Source organism: Escherichia sp. WS2035, assembly GCF_046487065.1.
GTDB classification, from domain to species: domain Bacteria; phylum Pseudomonadota; class Gammaproteobacteria; order Enterobacterales; family Enterobacteriaceae; genus Escherichia; species Escherichia coli.
Window position 1 is genome coordinate 138,037 of record NZ_JBJQKD010000009.1, and the last position, 22,706, is coordinate 160,742.

At 50.1% G+C, this 22,706-nt stretch carries 17 protein-coding genes and 1 pseudogene; 10 read left to right on the top strand and 8 right to left on the bottom strand.

Annotation, left to right across the window (positions count from 1 at the left end; translation table 11 throughout):
- Positions 1–66 precede the first annotated feature (66 nt).
- From malI to uidC, 6 genes and pseudogenes are all read left to right on the top strand, one after another.
- A complete protein-coding gene (malI, locus tag ACJHX4_RS16275; RefSeq protein WP_000179502.1) occupies positions 67–1,095 on the top strand; it encodes a mal regulon transcriptional regulator MalI in 1,029 nt (342 codons plus the stop codon).
- A 111-nt stretch (positions 1,096–1,206) separates the two neighbouring features.
- Positions 1,207–1,974, top strand: a complete 768-nt coding sequence (hdhA, locus tag ACJHX4_RS16280; protein WP_000483357.1) for a 7-alpha-hydroxysteroid dehydrogenase — start codon at positions 1,207–1,209, stop codon at positions 1,972–1,974.
- 228 nt (positions 1,975–2,202) lie between these two features.
- Positions 2,203–2,793 carry a DNA-binding transcriptional regulator UidR gene (gene uidR, locus ACJHX4_RS16285; protein WP_000969092.1) on the top strand — a complete coding sequence of 197 codons (591 nt, stop codon included), beginning with the start codon at positions 2,203–2,205 and terminating at the stop codon, positions 2,791–2,793.
- A 389-nt stretch (positions 2,794–3,182) separates the two neighbouring features.
- A complete protein-coding gene (gene uidA, locus ACJHX4_RS16290; protein ID WP_000945867.1) occupies positions 3,183–4,994 on the top strand; it encodes a beta-glucuronidase in 1,812 nt (603 codons plus the stop codon).
- Positions 4,991–6,364: a glucuronide transporter gene (uidB, locus tag ACJHX4_RS16295; RefSeq protein WP_001075832.1), complete on the top strand. Its 1,374-nt coding sequence runs from the start codon at positions 4,991–4,993 to the stop codon at positions 6,362–6,364. The genes uidA and uidB overlap by 4 nt, the downstream gene beginning before the upstream one ends.
- Positions 6,365–6,402: 38 nt before the next feature.
- Positions 6,403–7,669 (top strand): annotated as a pseudogene (gene uidC / locus ACJHX4_RS16300) (glucuronide uptake porin UidC).
- A gap of 44 nt (positions 7,670–7,713) precedes the next feature.
- On the opposite strand, the gene ACJHX4_RS16305 reads toward uidC, so the two are convergent.
- Both ACJHX4_RS16305 and manA read right to left on the bottom strand, forming a co-directional pair.
- Positions 7,714–9,222 (bottom strand): YdgA family protein, encoded by a 1,509-nt coding sequence (locus ACJHX4_RS16305; RefSeq protein WP_001043375.1) that lies wholly within the window; start codon positions 9,220–9,222, stop codon positions 7,714–7,716.
- Between the two features lie 100 nt (positions 9,223–9,322).
- Positions 9,323–10,498: a mannose-6-phosphate isomerase gene (gene manA, locus ACJHX4_RS16310; protein WP_001170641.1), complete on the bottom strand. Its 1,176-nt coding sequence runs from the start codon at positions 10,496–10,498 to the stop codon at positions 9,323–9,325.
- A gap of 198 nt (positions 10,499–10,696) precedes the next feature.
- Here manA and fumB point away from each other — a divergent pair, with 198 nt between their 5' ends.
- Entirely contained in the window at positions 10,697–12,343 is a 1,647-nt protein-coding gene (fumB, locus tag ACJHX4_RS16315) for a class I fumarate hydratase (protein WP_000066622.1), read from the top strand.
- A 142-nt stretch (positions 12,344–12,485) separates the two neighbouring features.
- Positions 12,486–13,889 carry a class II fumarate hydratase gene (gene fumC / locus ACJHX4_RS16320; RefSeq protein ID WP_001099099.1) on the top strand — a complete coding sequence of 468 codons (1,404 nt, stop codon included), beginning with the start codon at positions 12,486–12,488 and terminating at the stop codon, positions 13,887–13,889.
- On the opposite strand, the gene tus is transcribed toward fumC, so the two are convergent.
- The 3 genes from tus to rstA all read right to left on the bottom strand — a co-directional run bounded on the left by tus (position 13,886) and on the right by rstA (position 16,915).
- Positions 13,886–14,815, bottom strand: coding sequence for a DNA replication terminus site-binding protein (tus, locus tag ACJHX4_RS16325; protein WP_001531721.1), 930 nt, complete (start codon positions 14,813–14,815; stop codon positions 13,886–13,888). The genes fumC and tus overlap by 4 nt on opposite strands.
- Before the next feature lie 75 nt (positions 14,816–14,890).
- Entirely contained in the window at positions 14,891–16,192 is a 1,302-nt protein-coding gene (gene rstB / locus ACJHX4_RS16330) for a two-component system sensor histidine kinase RstB (protein WP_000732519.1), read from the bottom strand.
- 3 nt (positions 16,193–16,195) lie between these two features.
- A complete protein-coding gene (gene rstA, locus ACJHX4_RS16335; RefSeq protein ID WP_001296091.1) occupies positions 16,196–16,915 on the bottom strand; it encodes a two-component system response regulator RstA in 720 nt (239 codons plus the stop codon).
- A gap of 128 nt (positions 16,916–17,043) precedes the next feature.
- Here rstA and ACJHX4_RS16340 point away from each other — a divergent pair, with 128 nt between their 5' ends.
- Positions 17,044–17,379 carry a GlpM family protein gene (locus ACJHX4_RS16340; RefSeq protein ID WP_000524861.1) on the top strand — a complete coding sequence of 112 codons (336 nt, stop codon included), beginning with the start codon at positions 17,044–17,046 and terminating at the stop codon, positions 17,377–17,379.
- Here the strand turns inward: ACJHX4_RS16340 and folM are convergent.
- The 3 genes from folM to ydgH form a co-directional block, all read right to left on the bottom strand.
- Positions 17,376–18,098 (bottom strand): dihydromonapterin reductase, encoded by a 723-nt coding sequence (gene folM / locus ACJHX4_RS16345; RefSeq protein ID WP_247773380.1) that lies wholly within the window; start codon positions 18,096–18,098, stop codon positions 17,376–17,378. The two genes, ACJHX4_RS16340 and folM, sit on opposite strands and share 4 nt — an antisense overlap.
- Positions 18,099–18,134: 36 nt before the next feature.
- Positions 18,135–19,517, bottom strand: coding sequence for an amino acid permease (locus tag ACJHX4_RS16350; protein WP_000412379.1), 1,383 nt, complete (start codon positions 19,515–19,517; stop codon positions 18,135–18,137).
- Positions 19,518–19,702: 185 nt separating this feature from the next.
- Entirely contained in the window at positions 19,703–20,647 is a 945-nt protein-coding gene (ydgH, locus tag ACJHX4_RS16355; protein WP_000769322.1) for a DUF1471 family protein YdgH, read from the bottom strand.
- A gap of 523 nt (positions 20,648–21,170) precedes the next feature.
- Between ydgH and pntA the strand changes: the two genes are divergently transcribed.
- Positions 21,171–22,703 carry a Re/Si-specific NAD(P)(+) transhydrogenase subunit alpha gene (gene pntA, locus ACJHX4_RS16360; protein ID WP_001296090.1) on the top strand — a complete coding sequence of 511 codons (1,533 nt, stop codon included), beginning with the start codon at positions 21,171–21,173 and terminating at the stop codon, positions 22,701–22,703.
- Positions 22,704–22,706 lie beyond the last annotated feature (3 nt).

The window sequence follows — 22,706 nt, forward strand, 5'->3', positions numbered from 1 at the left end:
TTCAGTAAATTGCGCGAGAAGATAAAACGTTTTATCTGTCACATAATCAGGGAGTAGGTCATCTGCATGGCTACCGCCAAAAAAATAACCATTCATGATGTTGCGCTGGCTGCGGGCGTGTCGGTAAGTACCGTTTCGCTGGTGCTTAGTGGCAAAGGGCGAATCTCTACCGCCACAGGAGAACGCGTTAACGCCGCCATTGAAGAGCTGGGATTTGTGCGCAATCGGCAGGCGTCGGCGCTGCGCGGCGGGCAAAGTGGCGTCATTGGTTTGATCGTCCGTGATTTATCTGCGCCGTTTTACGCCGAATTGACGGCCGGATTGACGGAAGCTCTGGAAGCGCAGGGACGGATGGTTTTTTTGCTTCACGGCGGTAAAGACGGCGAGCAGCTGGCACAGCGGTTTTCACTATTACTGAATCAGGGTGTCGATGGTGTGGTAATTGCCGGGGCTGCAGGAAGCAGCGATGACCTGCGACGGATAGCAGAAGAAAAAGCTATCCCGGTGATTTTCGCTTCCCGTGCCAGTTATCTTGATGACGTTGATACGGTTCGCCCGGACAACATGCAGGCTGCACAGTTGTTGACGGAGCATCTCATTCGCAATGGGCATCAGCGTATCGCCTGGCTGGGAGGGCAAAGTTCCTCATTAACCCGGGCAGAACGGGTGGGGGGCTATTGTGCGACTCTACTAAAATTTGGCCTGCCGTTTCACAGCGATTGGGTGCTGGAGTGCACTTCCAGCCAGAAGCAAGCCGCGGAAGCTATCACGGCGCTTTTACGTCATAACCCGACCATCAGCGCCGTGGTTTGCTATAACGAAACTATTGCGATGGGGGCATGGTTTGGTTTGCTGAAAGCAGGAAGGCAAAGCGGGGAAAGCGGAGTCGATCGTTACTTTGAGCAACAGGTTTCGCTGGCGGCATTTACCGATGCAACGCCTACCACACTTGATGATATACCCGTTATCTGGGCCAGCACGCCAGCGCGGGAACTTGGTACCACACTTGCGGATCGCATGATGCAAAAAATCACCCATGAAGAGACGCATTCACGCAATCTTATTATTCCCGCCCGGCTCATTGCGGCGAAATAATCCTCTCTTTATCTGCTATACCTGGTAGTGTCCTTTCCTCAAGGTTAATGATAAAAAATGTGGCACACAGGCGGTGCCTTTTATTTTTACTGAAGTTCACAGGAGGTTTATGTGTTTAATTCTGACAACCTGAGACTCGACGGAAAATGCGCCATCATTACAGGTGCGGGTGCAGGTATTGGTAAAGAAATCGCCATTACATTCGCGACAGCTGGCGCATCTGTGGTGGTCAGTGATATTAACGCCGATGCAGCTAATCATGTTGTAGATGAAATTCAACAACTGGGTGGTCAGGCATTTGCCTGCCGCTGCGATATTACTTCCGAACAGGAACTCTCTGCACTGGCAGACTTTGCCGTCAGTAAGTTGGGTAAAGTTGATATCCTGGTTAACAACGCCGGTGGCGGTGGGCCTAAACCGTTTGATATGCCAATGGCAGATTTTCGCCGCGCTTATGAACTGAATGTATTTTCTTTTTTCCATCTGTCACAACTTATTGCGCCAGAAATGGAAAAAAATGGCGGTGGCGTTATTCTGACCATTACTTCTATGGCGGCAGAAAATAAAAATATAAACATGACCTCCTATGCATCATCTAAAGCTGCGGCCAGTCATCTGGTCAGAAATATGGCGTTTGACCTGGGTGAAAAAAATATTCGGGTGAATGGCATTGCGCCGGGGGCAATATTAACCAATGCCCTGAAATCCGTTATTACCCCAGAAATTGAACAGAAAATGTTGCAACACACACCAATCAGACGTCTGGGCCAACCGCAAGATATTGCTAACGCGGCGCTGTTCCTTTGTTCGCCTGCAGCCAGCTGGGTAAGCGGACAAATTCTCACCGTCTCCGGTGATGGGGTACAGGAACTCAATTAATACACTAACGAACCGGTAAACAGCCGTATGTGTTGTTTACCGGGATAGCGTGTGCAACTCGTCAACGTCTCTGCTAAACAACTGGCAGCCAAATCACGGCTATTGGTTAACCAATATCTGGATAAAAAGCTTACGAATTGAGTGTGCCTTCGCACTATTCAACAGCAATGATAGGCGCTCACCTGACAACGCGGTAAACTAGTTATTCATGCTAACTATAATGGTTTAATGATGGATAACATGCAGACTGAAGCACAACCGACACGGACCCGGATCCTCAATGCTGCCAGAGAGATTTTTTCAGAAAATGGATTTCACAGTGCCTCGATGAAAGCCATCTGTAAATCCTGCGCCATTAGTCCCGGGACGCTCTATCACCATTTCATCTCCAAAGAAGCCTTGATTCAGGCGATTATCTTACAGGACCAGGAGAGGGCGCTGGCCCGTTTCCGGGAACCGATTGAAGGGATTCATTTCGTTGACTATATGGTCGAGTCTATTGTCTCTCTCACCCATGAAGCCTTTGGGCAACGAGCGCTGGTGGTCGAAATTATGGCGGAAGGGATGCGTAACCCACAGGTCGCCGCCATGCTTAAAAATAAGCATATGACGATCACGGAATTTGTTGCCCAGCGGATGCGTGATGCCCAGCAAAAAGGCGAGATAAGCCCAGACATCAACACGGCAATGACTTCACGTTTACTGCTGGATCTGACCTACGGTGTACTGGCCGATATCGAAGCGGAAGATCTGGCGCGTGAAGCGTCGTTTGCTCAGGGATTACGCGCGATGATTGGCGGTATATTAACCGCATCCTGATCCTCTCTCTCTTTCCGCGGGCTGGTGACAACTGAGCCCGCGTTTCATATCGTAATTTCTCTGTGCAAAAATCATCCTCCCAGGGATCGGAGAATTCCACCTAAATATTCATCGTAGCAATATATCATGAGGGTTTATCGTTCCCAATATGTTCGAATGAACGTTCGATTGCTTATTTTGTGGCTTCTGTCAACGCTGTTTTAAAGATTAATGCGATCAATATCACGCTGTGGGTATTGCAGTTTTTGGTTTTTTGATCGCGGTGTCAGTTCTTTTTATTTCCATTTCTCTTCCATGGGTTTCTCACAGATAACTGTGTGCAACACGGAATTGGTTAACTAATCAGATTAAAGGTTGACCAGTATTTTTATCTTAATGAGGAGTCCCTTATGTTACGTCCTGTAGAAACCCCAACCCGTGAAATCAAAAAACTCGACGGCCTGTGGGCATTCAGTCTGGATCGCGAAAACTGTGGAATTGATCAGCATTGGTGGGAAAGCGCGTTACAAGAAAGCCGGGCAATTGCTGTGCCGGGCAGTTTTAACGATCAGTTCGCCGATGCAGATATTCGTAATTATGTGGGCAACGTCTGGTATCAGCGCGAAGTTTTTATACCGAAAGGTTGGGCGGGCCAGCGTATTGTACTGCGTTTCGATGCGGTCACTCATTACGGCAAAGTGTGGGTAAATAATCAGGAAGTGATGGAGCATCAGGGCGGCTATACGCCATTTGAAGCCGATGTCACACCGTATGTTATTGCCGGGAAAAGTGTACGTATCACTGTTTGTGTGAACAACGAACTGAACTGGCAGACTATCCCGCCGGGAATGGTGATTACCGACGAAAACGGCAAGAAAAAGCAGTCTTACTTTCATGATTTCTTTAACTACGCCGGGATCCATCGCAGCGTAATGCTCTACACCACGCCGAACACCTGGGTGGACGATATCACCGTGGTGACGCATGTCGCGCAAGACTGTAACCACGCATCTGTTGACTGGCAGGTGGTGGCAAATGGTGATGTCAGCGTTGAACTGCGTGATGCGGATCAACAGGTGGTTGCAACTGGACAAGGCACCAGCGGGACTTTGCAAGTAGTGAATCCGCACCTCTGGCAACCGGGTGAAGGTTATCTCTATGAACTGTGCGTCACAGCCAAAAGCCAGACAGAGTGTGATATCTACCTGCTGCGCGTCGGTATCCGGTCAGTGGCAGTGAAGGGCGAACAGTTCCTGATCAACCACAAACCGTTCTACTTTACTGGCTTTGGTCGTCATGAAGATGCGGATTTGCGCGGCAAAGGATTCGATAACGTGCTGATGGTGCACGATCACGCACTAATGGACTGGATTGGGGCCAACTCCTACCGTACCTCGCATTACCCTTACGCTGAAGAGATGCTCGACTGGGCAGATGAACATGGAATCGTGGTGATTGATGAAACTGCAGCTGTCGGCTTTAACCTCTCTTTAGGCATTGGTTTCGAAGCGGGCAACAAGCCGAAAGAACTGTACAGCGAAGAGGCAGTCAACGGGGAAACCCAGCAGGCGCACTTACAGGCGATTAAAGAGCTGATTGCGCGTGACAAAAACCACCCAAGCGTGGTGATGTGGAGTATTGCCAACGAACCGGATACCCGTCCGCAAGGTGCACGGGAATATTTTGCGCCACTGGCGGAAGCAACGCGTAAACTCGACCCGACGCGTCCGATCACCTGTGTCAATGTAATGTTCTGCGACGCTCACACCGATACCATCAGCGATCTCTTTGATGTGCTGTGCCTGAACCGTTATTACGGTTGGTATGTCCAAAGCGGCGATTTGGAAACGGCAGAGAAGGTACTGGAAAAAGAACTTCTGGCCTGGCAGGAGAAACTGCATCAGCCGATTATCATCACCGAATACGGTGTGGATACGTTAGCCGGCCTGCACTCAATGTACACCGACATGTGGAGTGAAGAGTATCAGTGTGCATGGCTGGATATGTATCACCGCGTCTTTGATCGCGTCAGCGCTGTCGTCGGTGAGCAGGTATGGAATTTCGCCGATTTTGCGACCTCGCAAGGCATATTGCGCGTTGGCGGTAACAAGAAAGGGATCTTCACTCGCGACCGCAAACCGAAGTCGGCGGCTTTTCTGCTGCAAAAACGCTGGACCGGCATGAACTTCGGTGAAAAACCGCAGCAGGGAGGCAAACAATGAATCAACAACTCTCCTGGCGCGCCATCGTCGGCTACAGCCTCGGTGACGTCGCCAATAACTTCGCCTTCGCAATGGGGGCGCTCTTCCTGTTGAGTTACTACACCGACGTCGCTGGCGTCGGTGCCGCTGCGGCGGGCACCATGCTGTTACTGGTGCGGGTATTCGATGCCTTCGCCGATGTCTTTGCCGGACGAGTGGTGGACAGTGTGAATACCCGATGGGGAAAATTCCGCCCGTTTTTACTCTTCGGTACTGCGCCGTTAATGATCTTCAGCGTGCTGGTATTCTGGGTGCCGACCGACTGGAGCCATAGCAGCAAAGTTGTGTATGCATATTTGACCTACATGGGACTCGGGCTTTGCTACAGCCTGGTGAATATTCCTTATGGTTCACTTGCTACCGCGATGACCCAACAACCACAATCCCGCGCCCGTCTGGGCGCGGCTCGCGGGATTGCCGCTTCATTGACCTTTGTCTGCCTGGCATTTCTGATAGGACCGAGCATTAAGAATTCCAGCCCGGAAGAGATGGTGTCGGTATATCATTTCTGGACAATTGTGCTGGCGATTGCCGGAATGGTGCTTTACTTCATCTGCTTCAAATCGACGCGTGAGAATGTGGTACGTATCGTGGCGCAGCCGTCATTGAAGATCAGTCTGCAAACCCTGAAACGGAATCGCCCGCTGTTTATGTTGTGCATCGGTGCGCTGTGTGTGCTGATTTCGACCTTCGCGGTCAGCGCCTCGTCGTTGTTCTACGTGCGCTATGTGTTAAATGATACCGGGCTGTTCACTGTGCTGGTACTGGTGCAAAACCTGGTCGGTACTGTGGCATCGGCACCGCTGGTGCCGGGGATGGTCGCGAGGATCGGTAAAAAGAATACCTTCCTGATTGGCGCTTTGCTGGGAACCTGCGGTTATCTGCTGTTCTTCTGGGTTTCCGTCTGGTCACTGCCGGTGGCGTTGGTTGCGTTGGCCATCGCATCAATTGGCCAGGGCGTTACCATGACCGTGATGTGGGCACTGGAAGCTGATACCGTAGAATACGGTGAATACCTGACCGGCGTGCGAATTGAAGGGCTCACCTATTCACTATTCTCATTTACCCGTAAATGCGGTCAGGCAATCGGAGGTTCAATTCCTGCCTTTATTTTGGGATTAAGCGGATATATCGCCAATCAGGCGCAAACGCCGGAAGTTATTACGGGCATCCGCACATCAATTGCCTTAGTACCTTGCGGATTTATGCTACTGGCATTCGTCATTATCTGGTTTTATCCGCTCACGGATAAAAAATTCAAAGAAATCGTTGTTGAAATTGATAATCGTAAAAAAGTGCAGCAGCAATTAATCAACGATATCACTAGTTAATATTCAATAAAAATAATCAGAACATCAAAGGTGCAACTATGAGAAAAATAGTGGCCATGGCCGTTATTTGCCTGACGGCTGCCTCTGGCCTTACCTCTGCTTACGCGGCACAACTGGCTGACGATGAAGCGGGACTACGCATCAGACTGAAAAACGAATTACGCAGGGCTGATAAGCCCAGTGCTGGCACGGGAAGAGATATTTACGCATGGGTACAGGGAGGATTGCTCGATTTCAATAGTGGTTATTATTCCAATAATTATTGGCGTTGAAGGCGGGGCGTATTATGTTTATAAATTAGGTGCTCGTGCTGATATGAGTACCCGGTGGTATCTTGATGGTGATAAAAGTTTTGGCTTTGCCCTGGGGGCAGTAAAAATAAAACCCAGTGAAAATAGCCTGCTAAAATTAGGTCGCTTCGGGACGGATTATAGTTATGGTAGCTTACCTTATCGTATTCCGTTAATGGCTGGCAGTTCGCAACGTACATTACCGACTGTTTCTGAAGGAGCATTAGGTTATTGGGCTTTAACGCCAAATATTGATCTGTGGGGAATGTGGCGTTCACGAGTATTTTTATGGACCGATTCAACAACCGGTATTCGTGATGAAGGTGTTTATAACAGCCAGACGGGAAAATACGATAAACATCGCGCACGTTCTTTTTTAGCCGCCAGTTGGCATGATGATACCAGTCGCTATTCTCTGGGGGCATCGGTACAGAAAGATGTTTCCAATCAGATACAAAGTATTCTCGAGAAAAGCATACCGCTTGACCCGAATTATACGTTGAAAGGGGAGTTGCTCGGCTTTTACGCGCAACTTGAAGGTTTAAGTCGTAATACCAGCCAGCCCAATGAAACGGCGTTGGTTAGTGGACAATTGACCTGGAATGCGCCGTGGGGAAGCGTATTTGGCAGTGGTGGTTATTTGCGCCATGCAATGAATGGTGCCGTGGTGGATACCGACATTGGCTATCCCTTTTCATTAAGTCTTGATCGTAACCGTGAAGGAATGCAGTCCTGGCAATTGGGCGTCAACTATCGTTTAACTCCGCAATTTACGCTGACATTTGCACCGATTGTGACCCGCGGCTATGAATCCAGTAAACGAGATGTGCGGATTGAAGGAGCGGGTATCTTAGGGGGTATGAACTATCGGGTCAGCGAAGGGCCGTTACAAGGGATGAATTTCTTTCTTGCTGCCGATAAAGGACGGGAAAAGCGCGATGGCAGTACGCTGGGCGATCGCCTGAATTACTGGGATGTGAAAATGAGTATTCAGTATGACTTTATGCTGAAGTAAGAAAAAACGCCGGAGAGAAAAATCTCCGGCGTTTTGGCTGTGAATTACTGCTGCGGAATAGCGGGTACAGCCGGAACGTTTAATGTCGGCATCGCAAACATACCCACGAAATCTTCCAGTGGCATTTTCTGCCCGTTTAACGTTATCTGACCGTTAGCATATTGCAGGCTGGTGGTGATGGTATTGTCCTGCAAGGTGGTCAGACGGAACATCTGCCCCATTGCTGATGCACCTTCAACTTGCTGTTTCGCCAGTTTTTTCGCTTGATCTTCCTGATAACCTTCCAGCTTCGCTACCTGAGTCATCAACTCAGTTGCCATATCCACCGGAATGGTCAGTTTCGCATCCAGAGATTTAACCGAGCGGTCCACTTCCTGCGCCAGCGTTTGCGGCGCTTCTTTAGTCGTTGCCGGATCTTTCAGGAACAGCGACAGATTCAGCGCACTTTCACCCTGACTGTTTTTCCAGCTTAGCGGCGCGATAGTAATCACCGGATCGCCTTTCAGCATCAGCGGCAGAGCGCTAAAGAAGGCTTCCGTCACTTTCTCCTGATAAAGTTCGGGATTGTTGGCAATTTCTGGCTGTGCCAGCAGCGCCTGAGTTTGCGCGTTATATTGCTGGCTAAACTGATGCCAGGCTTCGCCATCAATTTGGCCGACTTTTAAAGTCAGCTTGCCACTGCCCAGATCCTGATTCTGTACCTTCAGGCTGTTTAGCGAGTAATCCAGTTGGCTATTGATCGTTTTACCGTCATTGACCAGATCCGATTTACCGCTGATCTCCATGCCTTCCAGCAGTGCCAGTTCTTTGCCCTCCACTGAAATGGTCATTTTTTCCAGCGACAGTTTTTGGTTTCCTACGCGCTCACCAAAACTTGCCAGCGTGCTGGAACCGTCGGTTTTCAGATTATTAAAGGTTAACTGCACTTTCTGGTTGTATTCGTTAACCGCGTCTATCCGACCACTTTGCGCCTCCCCGGAAAGGGAGATAGCTTTGCCGTCTCTGTCTGCATTTAACTGGAACTCGCCGCCGCTAAAGGCGACTTTTTCATCCTTTTGCTCGTAATTCAGTGGCTTGAGCGAAATGTCGGAACTGGAATCTCCGCTGTAACCAATGCGGGAGTTAATCTCAAAAGGCGTTTCACCTTTTGCCATATCAAACAGTGGTTTGCTTACTTCGTTATTAACCAGCGTGGTTTGAATTGATGCCATCGACGGGATCAGATTCAGTTTTTTAAGCTGGGCAAGCGGGAAGGGACCATGATCAACCGATTCGTTGAAGATGACGCTCTGACCGCTTTTAATCCACGGATTTACTTTTCCGGCAATGGGTTTCACCAACAGTTGCAACTGGCTGCTGAATACGCCGCGATGATAGTTTTGATAACTGACTTCCAGGTTGGATTCAGGAGCTGTCAGTTTGAGTTGCGCGTTCGCCTGCGCGACCATGTCTTCGAGATGGGTTTCAATCTTCTTGCCTGTATACCATGCGCCGCCTGTCCAGACTACGCCTAGCGCAACAATGACGCCTACCGCTACCAGCGATTTATTCATAATGATTATCCATAAAATGAAATCAGGCGGACTGGCCGCCTGAAGGTGTTATAAGCCTTTAATAAGCTTAGCAAGAGATGTTAATTTTTTCAGTAAGCTCTTACAGCTTGTTGTAAACACGCGCTAAACGGCCGTGGCCTTTGACAGTCACCGGTGATTCGTTGGCGGCAATAAACGCTGATTCACCCGGTTTAAGCTGTAACTGCTGAGAACCTTTACACAGCGTTGCATCGCCTTCGACGCAGAACAAAATGGCGGCACTCTGCTGGCTGATGGTGGTTTCTTTATCACTAAGGTCATGCAACGAGAAGGCAAAATCATCCACAGGAATCGGGAAGTCCAGTTCTGCACCTTGTTTCACCGGCTGGGTCAACAACTTGTTAGCCGGTTTGGCTTCGAACTTCACGTTGGCAACCAGTTCCGGAATATCAATGTATTTAGGCGTCAGACCTGCACGCAGCACGTTATCGGAGTTCGCCATCACTTCCAGCGCCACGCCTTGCAGGTAAGCGTGCGGTGTTTCAGCGAACAGGAACATCGCTTCGCCAGGATTCAATTTCACCACATTCAGCAACAGCGGGGAGAACAGGCCGCTGTCTTCCGGGTAAAATTCAGAAATTAAACGAATCGTTTGCCATGGTTCACCCTGCTGGCTGTCGAGGGCCGATTTTAAAATCGCCAGCGCGCGGGATTTTTCTTCACCCTGCATATTCAACAGGCTGGCGAACAGTTCGCTTAAACGTTCGGCATCAGGCTGTTGTAAAAAGTGAGCAATCGCCGGATGTGCACCTGCGACCGGCTGGAGCAGGGAGACAATCTCGGAAAACTCACGAAACGCGTTCATCGCGAGGAAAGGGGTCAGGGCGAAAACCAGCTCAGGCTTGTGATTAGGATCTTTATAGTTACGCTCAGCGGCATCCATCGGAATACCTGCAGCATTTTCTTTGGCAAAACCGATTTCAGAATTGCGTTTGTTTGGATGAACCTGAATGGAGAGCGGCTGGGCTGCGCATAATACTTTGAACAGGAAAGGCAACTCGCCAAAGCGTTTGGCAACGGCATCTCCCAAAAGAGTCGCTTTATCACTCTCAATCACATCACGCAGTGAAACGATATCTCCTGCGGCATCGTGCACACGTGAACTGCTCTTTGGATGCGCGCCCATCCACAACTCGGCCATCGGCTGGCTGGACGGATTTTCCATACCATAAAGTTCAGTCAACGCCGTTTTGCTGCCCCAGGCATAGTTTTGCACTGAGTTAATGAGTTTTTGCATGATCAATCCCTGTTTTAATGTGGAAATTAATCCCGCTATTAAAGCAAGAATCCTACGGGAAGTAACCTGGAGCCGCAAAAAGTCGTACTAGTCTCAGTTTTTGTTAAAAAAGTGTGTAGGATATTGTTACTCGCTTTTAACAGGGCAACGGAACACCCGCCCAGAGCATAACCAAACCAGGCAGTAAGTGAGAGAACAATGTCAAACAAACCCTTTCATTATCAGGCTCCTTTTCCACTCAAAAAAGATGATACTGAGTATTACCTGCTAACCAGCGAACACGTTAGCGTATCTGAATTTGAAGGGCAGGAGATTTTGAAAGTCGCACCCGAAGCGTTAACTCTGTTGGCGCGTCAGGCGTTTCATGATGCGTCATTTATGCTGCGTCCGGCTCACCAACAACAGGTGGCCGACATTCTGTGTGACCCGGAGGCCAGCGAAAATGATAAATATGTGGCGCTGCAATTCCTGCGTAACTCCGACATCGCGGCAAAAGGCGTTCTGCCAACCTGTCAGGATACCGGCACCGCGATTATTGTTGGTAAAAAAGGGCAGCGTGTATGGACCGGTGGCGGTGATGAAGCAGCGCTGGCGCGCGGTGTTTATAACACTTATATCGAGGATAATCTGCGCTACTCGCAAAACGCGCCGCTGGATATGTATAAAGAGGTGAATACCGGCACCAACTTGCCAGCGCAGATCGATCTTTATGCCGTTGATGGCGACGAGTACAAATTCCTCTGTATCGCCAAAGGTGGCGGTTCGGCAAACAAGACGTATCTCTATCAGGAAACCAAAGCGTTACTGACGCCGGGAAAACTGAAAAATTACCTGGTTGAGAAGATGCGCACGCTGGGTACGGCGGCCTGTCCTCCGTATCATATTGCGTTCGTTATTGGTGGAACTTCTGCAGAAACGAATCTTAAAACGGTGAAACTGGCTTCCGCTAAATACTATGATGAACTGCCAACGGAAGGGAATGAGCACGGTCAGGCGTTCCGCGATGTGGAACTGGAAAAAGAATTGCTGATCGAAGCGCAAAATCTTGGTCTGGGTGCGCAGTTTGGTGGTAAATACTTCGCTCATGACATCCGCGTGATTCGCCTGCCACGTCACGGCGCATCCTGCCCGGTCGGTATGGGCGTCTCCTGTTCTGCTGACCGTAATATCAAAGCGAAGATCAACCGTCAGGGGATCTGGATCGAAAAACTGGAACATAATCCAGGCAAATATATCCCGGAAGAGCTGCGCAAAGCAGGAGAAGGCGAAGCGGTGCGCGTTGACCTCAACCGTCCGATGAAAGAGATCCTCGCACAGTTGTCGCAGTATCCCGTTTCTACACGCTTATCGCTTAACGGCACGATTATCGTCGGTCGTGATATTGCTCACGCCAAACTGAAAGAGCGGATGGATAACGGTGAAGGGCTGCCGCAGTATATTAAAGATCATCCGATTTACTACGCGGGTCCGGCCAAAACGCCGGAAGGTTATGCCTCCGGTTCTCTTGGCCCAACGACCGCCGGACGGATGGATTCTTATGTCGATCAACTGCAAGCGCAGGGCGGAAGTATGATCATGCTGGCGAAAGGCAACCGCAGCCAGCAGGTGACGGATGCCTGTAAAAAACACGGCGGCTTCTACCTCGGCAGTATCGGTGGTCCGGCAGCTGTATTGGCGCAGGGAAGTATTAAGAGCCTGGAATGTGTTGAATATCCGGAACTGGGAATGGAAGCCATCTGGAAAATTGAAGTGGAAGATTTCCCGGCGTTTATCCTTGTGGATGATAAAGGAAATGACTTCTTCCAGCAGATACAACTCACACAATGCACCCGTTGTGTGAAATAAACAGAGCCGCCCTTCGGGGCGGTTTTTTTACATGGCACGAAAGACCAAACGTTTGTTATCAAATGGTAAATAATGAGTGAGCTAAAAGTTGCTTAACGAAAGCAAAACAGAAAGAAAAAATTAATCAGGTGAGGAGCAGGCCATGAATACAGTACGCAGCGAAAAAGATTCGATGGGAGCGATTGATGTCCCGGCAGATAAGCTGTGGGGCGCACAAACTCAGCGCTCGCTGGAGCATTTCCGCATTTCGACGGAGAAAATGCCCACCTCACTGATTCATGCGCTGGCGCTAACCAAGCGCGCAGCGGCAAAAGTTAATGAAGATTTAGGCTTGTTGTCTGAAGAGAAAGCGAGCGCCATTCGGCAGGCGGCGGATGAAGTACTGGCAGGACAGCATGACGACGAATTCCCGCTGGCTATCTGGCAGACCGGCTCCGGCACGCAAAGTAACATGAATATGAACGAAGTGCTGGCTAACCGGGCCAGTGAATTACTCGGTGGCGTGCGCGGGATGGAACGTAAAGTTCACCCTAACGACGACGTGAACAAAAGCCAAAGTTCCAACGATGTCTTTCCGACGGCGATGCACGTTGCGGCACTACTGGCGCTGCGCAAGCAACTCATTCCACAACTTAAAACCCTGACCCAGACGCTGAGTGAAAAATCCCGCGCATTTGCTGATATCGTCAAAATCGGTCGTACCCACTTGCAGGACGCCACGCCGTTAACGCTGGGGCAGGAGATTTCCGGCTGGGTAGCGATGCTGGAGCATAATCTCAAACATATCGAATACAGCCTGCCTCACGTAGCGGAACTGGCTCTGGGCGGTACAGCGGTGGGTACTGGACTAAATACCCATCCGGAATATGCGCGTCGCGTAGCAGATGAACTGGCAGTCATTACCTGTGCACCGTTTGTTACCGCACCGAACAAATTTGAAGCGCTGGCGACCTGTGATGCCCTGGTTCAGGCGCACGGCGCGTTGAAAGGGTTGGCTGCGTCACTGATGAAAATTGCCAATGATGTCCGCTGGCTGGCCTCTGGCCCGCGCTGCGGAATTGGTGAAATCTCAATCCCGGAAAATGAGCCGGGCAGCTCAATCATGCCAGGGAAAGTGAACCCAACACAGTGTGAAGCATTAACCATGCTCTGCTGTCAGGTGATGGGGAATGACGTGGCGATCAACATGGGTGGCGCTTCCGGTAACTTTGAACTGAACGTCTTCCGTCCGATGGTGATCCATAATTTCCTGCAATCGGTGCGCTTGCTGGCAGATGGCATGGAAAGTTTCAACAAACACTGCGCAGTGGGCATTGAACCGAATCGTGAGCGAATCAATCAATTACTCAATGAATCGCTGATGCTGGTGACTGCGCTTAACACCCACATTGGTTATGACAAAGCCGCCGAGATCGCCAAAAAGGCGCATAAAGAAGGGCTGACCTTAAAAGCGGCGGCCCTTGCGCTGGGGTATCTTAGCGAAGCCGAGTTTGACCGCTGGGTACGGCCAGAACAGATGGTCGGCAGTATGAAAGCCGGGGGTTAATCTGCAACATACAGGTGCAGCCGTGGAATGATTAAACGAAGCGGCTGCGCCTGTGGTTTATAACGGTGCTGCACATTGTCGGCATCGTAATTTAACAACTCACCAACGTCCGGCACGCCCGCGCCATTATCCCGATTAATCAGCGCAATCAGCGGCGTAGGGCAGGCGTGTTGTACTTGTTTTTGATCTCCCTTATACCAGACGCGGGCAATCGGCTGCACCTTCACCGGACGTTTGATTTTTAACTTCGCGTTCTGTGGCAGGGCAGCGATATCCTGATATTCTCGCTCCAGTTTTCTTTGCCACTCCTCGCGCGTCCACGGTGCGACACTGCGTGGTGATTTCAGGCTTTTTTCCAGCTGTGCCAGGACTTCATCACGATGCAAATTTTTAATGATATGTTTATTAGCCCAGCCAAAACGTAAAGTGGCGGGGTCGTGCAGAACGGTGAGCGTGCGGTAAGCATTAAGGGTAATCAGCCCCGGAAAATGACGATGTACCCATTCAAAACGTGCCACGGAGGGGAGTTCTGATTCAACCGTGACGATATGCTCGAACGTGGTCTTGAGTTTATTGATGTGCTGAATATGACTGACCAACGCTGCTTGCGAAAAGTTATCGACCTGGTAACACAACACGCCAGGCAGACGGACGGCGGCTTTGCTGCTGCGATTTTCGGACTGTTGTTGAATAAATAAATGGCGGAAATGACGCAACGCCAGCGACTGCGCGTCGTTGCCGAGATGTTGTTTTACCTCAATACGATTAAGCGGATTATGCTCATCCTCTTTTTTTACCTCCGGCAAAGAGAACACGCGGGCAACCAATAGCTTGTGTTGCTCAAGATGAGCGGCAAATGCAGCCAGCTCTTGTTCCATCTGGCGAAAAGTAGTGTTGAGTCGGTCTACGAGATCGTAACGCGCCATAATATTAATCACTTTAGTTACAACATCCTTATTTTATAGCACAGTGGTGGTGACTTGACCACCGTGCGCATAGTGTCAGGCAGAGGTAAATTGCGGGATGTTATGCCATAACGGCCAGCTGAACGAGAAGCGGGCACCCCCCAGTTCGCTGGTGTCACAATTAACCGTACCGCCCATTGCCAGTGCTATAGAGTGGACAATGGCCAGCCCCAGCCCGCAGCCGCCGGTTGAGCGATCCCGGCTGGGATCGAGGCGAACAAAAGGTTCAAAGATATGTTCGCGGTTTTCTGGGGCAATCCCTGGGCCATCATCCTCAACAATTAATGTCGCTCTATTCCCCGACAGTAGCAGGCTGGTTTCAACCGTTGAGTGACAGTAGCGCAGGGCGTTATTGAGCAAATTATCCAGCACGCGCTCCATTAAGCGCATATCCAACGCAGCATAATGGCCTTGCGCGAGCGTTTTTATCCGTACCGTTTTATCGGGCGTTACTGCCTGAATATCTGCCAGATGCGTTGACAGCCACAACGGCAGGTCTGGTTCGCTAAGATGAAGCTCATTTTGTGGGCGATCGAGCCGGGCATAAGTCAGCAGCTCTTCAATTAAAGCTTCAAGTTGACTGATATCGCGATTCAACGCCTGGGATTCGGCGGCGCTCAGGTTATCGCTCATCTCCAGTCGATAACGCAGGCGCACTAACGGTGTTCGCAGTTCGTGAGCGATACCGTCAATAAGCTGTTTTTTGCTGGCAATCAAGGCGTTGATATTGTCCGCCATCTGGTTAAATGCGACGCCAAGTCGTTCAAAGCTCGAACCTTCATCAAAGTGGATACGCTCACTGAGATGCCCATCGCCAAATCGTTGCGCCGCTGCTTCCAGTTTTAACATATCCTGCCAGTGCGGACGCATCCAGATAAACACCGGAAAGGCGAGGGAAATGGCAATAAAAGCGATCAGGGCGATATCCAGCAATCGCATCTGATGGAGGTAATAAAGATAAGGAACAGGACCAACTGCCAGCACGTAGTGGCTGCGTGGGATACGTTGCAAAAAAGTGTACTGATCGTCCAGAGCGACAATTTCGCCGCCACGCAGCCGGTGCATGGAAATATCATCAAGATGATATTTACTCAGCGGCTCGACACGCAGATCGAAAGAGAGATTTAAATCCATCTCTTTCAGCGTCTTACCCCAGTCGTGTGGGGGGATCTCACGCAATTCGCTGCGCATCAGATACAGCGAACTGTTCATCAAATCATCCAGCGACTGTTTGCCTGCGCGTTCGGCGGTAAATTTGTACACCAGCCCGACCAGCAGAGACATCACAAGGAAGCAGACAAACAATAACAGGTAAAACTGGATAAACAGTTTTTTCATCGCTTATTCCCACGCATGAGGCGCAAAAAGATAGCCTTTGTTACGCACGGTTTTAATACGATAAGGTTCTGCGGCGTTATCGAGCAGTTTTTTTCTTAACCGCGAAATAGCCACGTCCACGCTACGATCCAGCCCGTCATAACTGACGCCGCGTAAATTTTTCAGCAATGCATCGCGGTCCATGATTTGCCCGGCATGGGTAGCTAATTCCCACAATAATTCGAAATCAGCTGTCGAGAGCGAGATTTCAGTGTTAGCCAGGGAGACTACGCGGTTGATGGGATCGATGGTCAACGTGCCGAAATGCAGGGCTTTGTAGGGAGTCAGAGACGTTTCCTGAATACCTTTGGTCACTGTGGCTTGCTCATTCTGACGCAAATGCAAGCGTAAACGCGCTAACAAAACAGCAGGGGGCGTCGTTTTGAGAATATAGTCGCAGGCGCCCATTTCCAGTGCCAGGATGTGGTTCATATCGCTATCGAGAGAGGTTAGAAGAACAATCGGTCCGGACCACTTTGCGCGTAAATCACGACAAATGGTCATGCCGTCCTTGCCTGGTAGCATGATGTCGAGTAACACCAAATCCGGATTTTCTCGCAGAATAGTTTCTTCGGCCCGGTCGCCGCGCGGCTCTACGGTAACCTGCATATCATGTTTTGCCAGGTATGCGGCAATCAGTGCACCGACTTCCGCATCATCTTCCACAAATACGATAGTGTTCATAACATTCACGGTAGATATAAAAACGTCACAATACACCGCACTGTTTTTACTTACTATCAATCGTTTCTAAACAAGGTTTCATCAGGTATTCTACTGATGACTTGTTATGGAAGTGTTAAGGTAAAAAGATGGGGCTGGTAATCAAAGCCGCGCTCGGTGCGCTGGTAGTGCTGTTGATTGGTGTTTTAGCAAAAACGAAAAATTATTATATCGCCGGGCTGATTCCACTTTTCCCGACCTTTGCGCTTATCGCGCATTATATTGTTGCCAGCGAACGCGGCATTGAAGCCTTACGCGCAACCATCATTTTTAGTATGTGGTCGATTATTCCCTATTTTGTTTACCTGGCGTCGCTATGGTATTTCACCGGAATGATGCGCTTGCCCGCTGCTTTTGTTGGCTCTGTTGCGTGCTGGGGAATAAGCGCATGGGTGTTGATTATATGCTGGATTAAGCTGCATTAACGCAGATGACGACCGCCATCAAGTGGGAGACTGCGTCCGGTGACAAAGCAGCTGGTAAGTAAGTAATCGACCAGGTCGATCACTTCTTTCTCGCCAGGCGCGGTTTTCATCAGTGATTTATTCAGCGCCTGTTGTCGATATTCGGCATCATCATGTTCATTAAACAGGATCAGCGATGGCGCAATAGAATTCACTTTCACTTCCGGTGCCAGCTTGCGGGCAAACGAGCGGGTCATATTATCCAGTGCCGCTTTGCTTGCAGCATAGGCAATATGTTTGTCGCTACCGCGCTCCACCACATAATCGGTAAAGTGAATGATATCGCTGGCGGCGTGTCCGTGCCCACGCAGTAATCTTTCCAGAGCATGGTTGAGCAGGTATGGGGTATTAACGTGGATCTGCATCATGCAAGCCAGTACGTCGGTCAGTGGCGCTCCCGGTTTTTCCGCCATCCACGCGCTGGCGTTATGCAAAATAGCACGCAGACCATGGGTGCTTTTTAGTACTTCATCGGCAAACGCCATCACACCGTCGTTGGTCGAAAAATCAGCCTGAATACACTGCGCACCTGCCTTAATCAGTCCATCAATGGCGGGATAGTGCGTCCGACAGCTGACAATCACCGGTTGCTTTTGATTAATGAAATGCCATGCGAGGGCGAGGCCGATGCGGCGACCTCCGCCAGTAATTAATATTGGCAAGGACTGGGTTTTACCCATCGTTATCTCCTTTGCTATCCAACGATGGGATGAACGTTATCCCACCAGCATCCAGGTCGCCGGAACTGAGGCAATTAACAGCATGCCAATCAGCACCATTTCCTGACGGTTCAGTACATTATCATGTGTATGCGTTTTACGCGCGTACAGGAAAACCAGCAGCCCCGGCGCATACAGAACAACGGATAACAGCAAGTGCATTGGACCAGAGGCGTACAGTAACCATAAGCCATAAATGCAGGCACCGACACCTACCGCCTTATGCAGTGGACGGGTTGCGATTTTCAGCAAGAACGCGCCGACCAGGAAATAGGGCACCAGAATCATTTCTGAGGCGATGGTCAGCAATGTGTTGTAATCGGAACCGGTCAGCCAGATGAGCACCAGACAAATTTGCACGCAGATGTTGGTCAGCCACAGTGAAGCGGATGGCGCAGCTTGTGCGTTCTGGCGCGCAAAAATGCGCGGGAATGCTTTATGAGTGGCTGCAAGGAACGGAACTTCTGCTGCCATGATGGTCCAGCTTAAGTACGCGCCGCAAACGGAAACGATCAAACCGGCAGCGATGATGATTTCGCCCCACGGTCCCATCATTTCCACCATCAGACCGGCCATTGACGGGTTACGAATTTCAGCCAGTTCAGGACGTGCCACCACGCCCAGCGAAAGCAGCGTTACCAGCAAATAAACGCCCAGAGCGGAGAGAACCGCCAGCAGTGTCGCTTTGCCAACATCACGCTTATTACGCGCACGCGCAGAAACAACCACGGCACCTTCCACACCAATGAAAACCCACAGGGTGATCAGCATGGTGTTTTTCACCTGTTCCCACACGGGTACGCCAAGTGCAAGTCCGGTGAAGTCGAGCTTGAAGGTATCCAGTTTGAACATCATCATCGCCAGCACAACAAACAGACCCAACGGCAACAATTTTGCCAGTGTCGCCACAAGGTTAATGCTGGCAGCGGTTTGCACCCCGCGCAGGATCAAAAAGTGAACAATCCACAATAAAGCCGATGCACCGACGATCGATTGCCAGGTATTACCATCGCCAAACAGGCGCAATTCCGGCGTGTCCGTAAAAAAGCTTAACGCGGAAAAAACGATCACCAGATAGGAGACGTTGGCGATGACCGCGCACAGCCAGTATCCCCATGCGGAACAAAAGCCGATTAGCTCGCCAAACCCTTCGCGGGCATAGGTAAAGATACCGCCGTCAAGTTCGGGGCGAATGCGCGTGAGGATCAGCATGGCAAAGGCCAGCAATAAAATGCCAGCGCCAGTAATACCCCAGCCGATGAGCAGTGCTGCCGGGCTGGCAACTGCCGCCATATTTTGCGGCAGACTGAAAACACCCGCGCCCAGCATTGAGCTTAATACCAGCGCGGTGAGTGCGCTCAGTCCCAGTTTCTTTTCCATCGATATCCAGTGATTAAAACGTGACAAGAAGAATAAATATTAGGGCAAAACGCATAAAAATGGAGTTTGCCACTGAAGCGCGGGATTTTACGAAGAGATGTGTCTGCATGCAATGGTCGCAGGGAAATTTATGACTAAAAATGCGAAAGGCGGCATCAAGCCGCCTTATAGGAGTAACTGAATAGTTATTTATACAGATCTGCGCTGACGGTCAGGTTATTACCACGTTCCTGCCACTGGCGGGTGATGTGGTAATACTTAGCACCTTTCTTCGCGGCACGTTTCGCAACCTGATAGGAGACTTCGGTCATGTTGCCGTAGTTGCCAGAGAATTTGATGCTGTCGAACGGGACCATCATCGCTGCTGTCGCTTTGTTCAGTTCTTCGACTTTAGTGCCATCCGGGAGCGTGACGGTGTAACGCCCGCCTTTTGATGACTGGGTTTCAAAGAAGCGACCGACTTCAGAACTTGGTGATGCGGTAGTCGCAACACCCGGGATCTCAACTTTCTTCGCGGCTTCGCCACCGGCAGCCAGAGCTGCACGTCCTGCTTCGGAATCTGCCGGGATTACATCCGGGCTCTGGACGATACGTTTCTTAGCATCTTTTTTATAGATGAATGCAGTAATACGCTGGTTACCGCCCTGGTTGGCATCGATTTGACGAACAATGTAGAAAGAGTAGGCACCTTTCGCTTTTGCCGCTTTGGTGATGGCATCATTGACTTCTGGCTGGCTACGATAGAAGCCCTGGACGGTGACCGTGTCAAACGGTTCAATCAGAACAGCCTGATCTTTCGGCAGTTCGACAACACCGTTAATTACGCGATTACTTGTTTCTTCTGCTTTTTCAGCATCGGCTTTATAGAGGTCAGCGACCACACGCCAGTTACCGCTGTTACCAAAATCAGAAGTGTCGACAACATAAAAAGAGGCGGCACCTTCTTTATCTGCGCGACGAGAAACGGCTTTCACCGCTTCGCCAATAGCATTAAAACGACCGGTAACCACTACACGGTCAAAAGGTTTAACCGCTGCCGCTTGCTCCGGTGTCAGTTCTGTTGCTGCGTTAACGGAGAATGCCGTAGCAGAAAGCAGTGCCGACGCCAGGAGGGTGTTCTTAAGCTTCATAAAAATAATCCTTCGCCTTGCGCAAACCAGGTACTGGTATTGTTATTAACGAGAAACGTGGCTGATTATTGCATTTAAACGGTGTAACTGTCTGCGTCATTTTTCATATCACATTCCTTAAACCAATTTTAATTCTGCTCAAATGACCGTCTATGCTTAAAAAACAGCCGTATCACCATCAATACTACTGAAGCAACTGAATTGTATAAGTTAATTTAATGTTAAGTAGTGATTTGTGCCGGGGCGATGTCTCGTTTTACCCGGCCGCCGAAGACAATTATCAGTCTTTATCCGGCGTTCTAAGGTGTTTATCCCACTATCACGGCTGAATCGTTAATATTTTGCGAGTTCACGCCGAAATACTGATTTTTGGCGCTAGATCACAGGCATAATTTTCAGTACGTTATAGGGCGTTTGTTACTAATTTATTTTAACGGAGTAACATTTAGCTCGTACATGAGCGGCTTGTGTGGCTCCTGACACAAGCAAACCATCATCAATAAAACCGATGGAAGGGAATATCATGCGAATTGGAATACCAAGAGAACGGTTAACCAATGAAACCCGTGTTGCAGCAACGCCAAAAACAGTGGAACAGCTGCTGAAACTGGGTTTTACCGTCGCGGTAGAGAGCGGCGCGGGTCAACTGGCAAGTTTTGACGATAAGGCGTTTGTGCAAGCGGGCGCTGAAATTGTAGAAGGGAATAGCGTCTGGCAGTCAGAGATCATTCTGAAGGTCAATGCGCCGTTAGATGATGAAATTGCGTTACTGAATCCTGGGACAACGCTGGTGAGTTTTATCTGGCCTGCGCAGAATCCGGAATTAATGCAAAAACTTGCGGAACGTAACGTGACCGTGATGGCGATGGACTCTGTGCCGCGTATCTCACGCGCACAATCGCTGGACGCACTAAGCTCGATGGCGAATATCGCCGGTTATCGCGCCATTGTTGAAGCGGCACATGAATTTGGGCGCTTCTTTACCGGACAAATCACTGCGGCCGGGAAAGTGCCACCGGCAAAAGTGATGGTGATTGGTGCCGGTGTCGCAGGTCTGGCCGCCATTGGCGCAGCAAACAGTCTCGGCGCGATTGTGCGTGCATTCGACACCCGCCCGGAAGTGAAAGAACAAGTTCAAAGTATGGGCGCAGAATTCCTCGAGCTGGATTTTAAAGAGGAAGCGGGCAGCGGCGATGGCTATGCCAAAGTGATGTCGGACGCGTTCATCAAAGCGGAAATGGAACTCTTTGCCGCCCAGGCAAAAGAGGTCGATATCATTGTCACCACCGCGCTTATTCCAGGCAAACCAGCGCCGAAGCTAATTACCCGTGAAATGGTTGACTCCATGAAGGCGGGCAGTGTGATTGTCGACCTGGCAGCCCAAAACGGCGGCAACTGTGAATACACCGTGCCGGGTGAAATCTTCACTACGGAAAATGGTGTCAAAGTAATTGGTTACACCGATCTTCCGGGCCGTCTGCCGACGCAATCCTCACAGCTTTACGGCACTAACCTCGTTAATCTGCTGAAACTGTTGTGCAAAGAGAAAGACGGCAACATCACTGTGGATTTTGATGATGTGGTGATTCGTGGCGTGACTGTGATCCGTGCGGGCGAAATTACCTGGCCGGCACCGCCGATTCAGGTATCAGCTCAGCCGCAGACGGCACAAAAAGCGGCACCGGAAGTGAAAACTGAGGAAAAATGTGCCTGCTCACCGTGGCGTAAATACGCGTTGATGGCGTTGGCAATCATCCTTTTCGGCTGGATGGCAAGCGTTGCGCCAAAAGAGTTCCTTGGACACTTCACTGTGTTCGCGCTGGCCTGCGTTGTCGGTTATTACGTGGTGTGGAATGTATCGCACGCGCTGCATACACCGTTGATGTCGGTCACCAACGCGATTTCAGGGATTATTGTTGTCGGAGCACTGTTGCAGATTGGCCAGGGCGGCTGGGTTAGCTTCCTTAGTTTTATCGCGGTGCTTATAGCCAGCATTAATATTTTCGGTGGCTTCACCGTGACTCAGCGCATGCTGAAAATGTTCCGCAAAAATTAAGGG